Genomic DNA, 3,440 nt, shown 5'->3' with positions numbered 1-3,440 from the left:
CCAGTCGAGTCACACTGGTTGAACCCAATAAATACAAGTTCGAAAACACATGGTAACGCGCTTCTACACCGACATTCAGGTCCACACCTGCGCCGATGGTTTCACTCGCTGCTGAGTAATACTCGCTGTTGAAGTCAGCACTTTTATAACGCAGTGTCGCACGCGGAGTGAGCTCCCAGTCTCCGGTTTCATACTTGGCTTTCGCACGTAAGTTACCGTGAAAATTGAATTCACTGTCGCTCATTAACTCCGTTTCGACAGACCAAGGCCCATCAAGTTGGTAAGTCAGTTGAGCACCAAAGTCCGCCGTATCACCTTCAATTTCATTCTGCTCAGAAGCAGGGATATCAATAAAGCGCATGCGAGAGATAGCATTAAGAGACCATTTCTCGTCATCGGGTTGATAAAGGTAAGCACCCATCTCAGTTCCATCAATGAACACATAGTCGTTCTTGAAAAATAGCATTGGAACAAAAGAGCTAACCGTTTGGTCGCCACCTGACGTATCGTAAGGAATACTTGCCGTACGAAACATTGCAGCGATGCCCCACTCTTGCTCTTCAGCGGCCCACGCATTCGCACTTAGGAAAACGCTACTGACGAAAACAACGCCCGACGAAGCGAGAGTCGGTAAATATTTGAGCTTCATTCTTATGTAATTACTCTTTGTAATAAATTTTGTGTTACTGAATAGACATTTATTAGCCATAACGGCTAACTAATTTTAGGTTTGAGCGGCATTGACCGTTACAATGTAGAATATTCTCGGTTAAATGAAAGCATTGTGAAAGTCTCCGAATTACAAAACATTATAGATCACTTACCCAAAGATTCCGATCCGGATATTGTTATTGGTGAGGCATGGTTGCCCGAGCGTTTGGTGAATACCAACCTAGACGGCGACATGCTATTTCTTGAGTTCGATAATGCCCCTGAAGACAATCAAGGGGATGAAGAAGGCCGTGGTTTTGTTGAACACGAAATTGCTATGATTCGTGAAAAACTGGAGCAAGTGTTAGACGACACATCCGATTCCAAGACCAAAGCCGATGCCCTATTGGCAATATTTCTAATGGGTCATGAACTTTCTAGCTCGGAAGTTATCGAACTCCTTGAAACAGATGGTTCTGAAACACCTGAGTCTGAAATGATCGCGCCTGACATAATAGAGCCTGAAACGAACAAGCTCGAAACAAAACAACGCCACGACGACTAGCCACCAACGATTTTAGGTACCGTATTGAAACCCTCTACGACATCATCTCTTCCCCTGTTACTCGCCGGACCCATTTTAAGAAAAACGACTGCAACTGAAGTCGTACTTTGGTTAGCCACCAGCTCGCCTCTGACAGGCAGAGCCGAACTTCATACTCAAGAAATAGACGATTCTGAAGCAGCACAAGACCAACCGTTTTATACCTCATCGCTTGAAGATCATGATTCGATTCAAATCGGTACACATGCGTGGGTAACGCTCATCCGCTTACAAGGCGAGTTCCCGACTAATACACTTCTAGAGTATGACGTTCACACAGAGTCAGGCTCATTAAAAGAGCTTGCCCCTCACCTTGTTTACAACGGTAAATCTCGCGTTGAGTTTAAGATATCGACCTCGGCTGATTACATTCTTCATGGCTCTTGCCGTAATCCACATCATCCAAGCAAAGACAGCCTAGTCGCAGCAGATAACAAGATTGCCGATCAAACCGTCGCTGAAAGACCCGATATGCTGATGATGAGCGGCGATCAGATCTACGCTGACCATGTGGCAGGCCCAACACTTGATGCTATTCAGCAAGTGATTCAATTGCTTGGCCTAGTGGGAGAGAGCTTACCGACTGACTCGCAAGTTAACCGAATCAACAGCAGTGACGCCTTATTTGAGAGCGAATATCACTTATATCAACGTGATCAGTACTTGCCACACCACACCACTTCAGAATCCATGCTCGATAAGTTCTTCCCGAATCGTGGCGTACCGATTTTTAGCTCTACCGATTGTGAAAACCACTTGGTCACGCTGTCTGAGTTTATCGCGATGTACCTGTTAGTTTGGTCGCCGACACTGTGGCAGTGTGTCAATCGAGAGCGCTTAATTGAGAATAACTTCACTCAAGGTGGACGCCAATTAACACCGACTGAGCAGCAACAGTGGCGTGATGAAAGCGTCATCATGGATGATTTCATTGCTGGCTTACCGCAAGTACAACGTCTGTTCGCACATATCCCTACGTACATGATCTTTGATGATCACGATGTGACCGATGATTGGAACCTTACCGTGGGTTGGGAACATGCCGTAGACCAAAACCAGTTCGCAACTCAAGTCATTGGTAACGGCCTTGCGGCTTACTGGATGTGTCAGGGCTGGGGTAATAAACCGGAGAGCTTCGACGAGACATTCATCGAGCAAGCAAAACAGCTTTTTGTCGATCAACCGCGCGTTCTTAAACAAACGCATGACGTTGAACAAACGGACAACCTTAAACAAACGAACAGTGAAACCGGCGATGCCGCGACTACTCACTCTGTTAGCGACATCGAGCCAAACAAGCATCGAGCCTTCATTGAGATGTTGAGTCGCTTTGAGGAGTGGCATTACACAATAGATACTTCACCCAAAGTCATTGTGTTGGATACCCGAACCCGTCGCTGGCGTTCGGAATCTCGTATGAATAAACCTTCAGGTTTGATGGACTGGGAGGCCTTGATTGAATTTCAACATCAATTGATGCATCAAGATAAAGTCGTGATCGTTTCAGCTGCACCGATGTTTGGCGTGAAGTTTATTGAAACATTGCAAAAGATGGCGACTACAATTGGTAAGCCATTGGTGATTGACGCTGAAAACTGGATGGCACATCCGGGCAGTGCCAATACGCTGATCAGTATCTTTACCCATACCAAAACACCGACCAATTTCGTGGTGCTTTCGGGCGATGTTCACTACTCCTTTGCTTACGATATCAAGCTTAGATACCGCCGAAATAGCCCGAACATTTATCAAATCACCTGTAGTGGCATTAAAAATCAATTCCCAGCGCCGCTGCTTAAATTCTGTGATGTGTGGGACCGCCTGTTATACAGTCCTCGCTCAGTTTTGAACTATTTCACCAAGCGAAAGCGCTTAAAGATCGAGAAGCGAAGCCCAGACAATCAAACCTTCTATCGCCTTTCAAACCGAAGTGCGATTGGTGAATTAAGGCTAGATGAAGATGGTAAACCACAGTCGATCACAACACTTAGCGGTGACGGTAAAACCACCCGCTTTCCTGAACCTTACTAGGGCGTGTTGACCTTTCGAGCTAATTTTTGCAGCGAGTTGCTGGGTATTTATACAAGGCAGAGGCTTCGATGTGTAGCTAGCCTACATGAGAAGCCGATAACGCAGTAGAAATGACCAGCAAACGCTGCCCGAAGGGTTCGGCTAAAAGCGTTTT

General features: G+C 46.0%; 3 protein-coding genes. 2 read left to right on the top strand and 1 reads right to left on the bottom strand.

The features are described 5' to 3' along the window. On the bottom strand, positions 1-649 hold a 649-nt coding region (locus tag AB4232_RS22210), incomplete at its 3' end, for a MipA/OmpV family protein (RefSeq protein WP_372088029.1). An 81-nt stretch (positions 650-730) separates the two neighbouring features. Here AB4232_RS22210 and AB4232_RS22205 point away from each other — a divergent pair. Together AB4232_RS22205 and AB4232_RS22200 are read left to right on the top strand one after the other, a co-directional pair. Beyond that, a complete protein-coding gene (locus tag AB4232_RS22205) occupies positions 731-1,216 on the top strand; it encodes a hypothetical protein (RefSeq protein ID WP_372088028.1) in 486 nt (161 codons plus the stop codon). A gap of 24 nt (positions 1,217-1,240) precedes the next feature. Next, on the top strand, positions 1,241-3,286 hold the full coding sequence (locus AB4232_RS22200; protein WP_372088027.1) for an alkaline phosphatase family protein: 2,046 nt from the start codon (positions 1,241-1,243) through the stop codon (positions 3,284-3,286). Positions 3,287-3,440 lie beyond the last annotated feature (154 nt).

The organism is Vibrio sp. 10N.286.46.A8 (assembly GCF_041470165.1).
Lineage (GTDB): Bacteria > Pseudomonadota > Gammaproteobacteria > Enterobacterales > Vibrionaceae > Vibrio > Vibrio tasmaniensis_A.
Note: the sequence above shows the minus strand (reverse complement) of the source record. Positions and strands in the feature narration are given on the sequence as shown.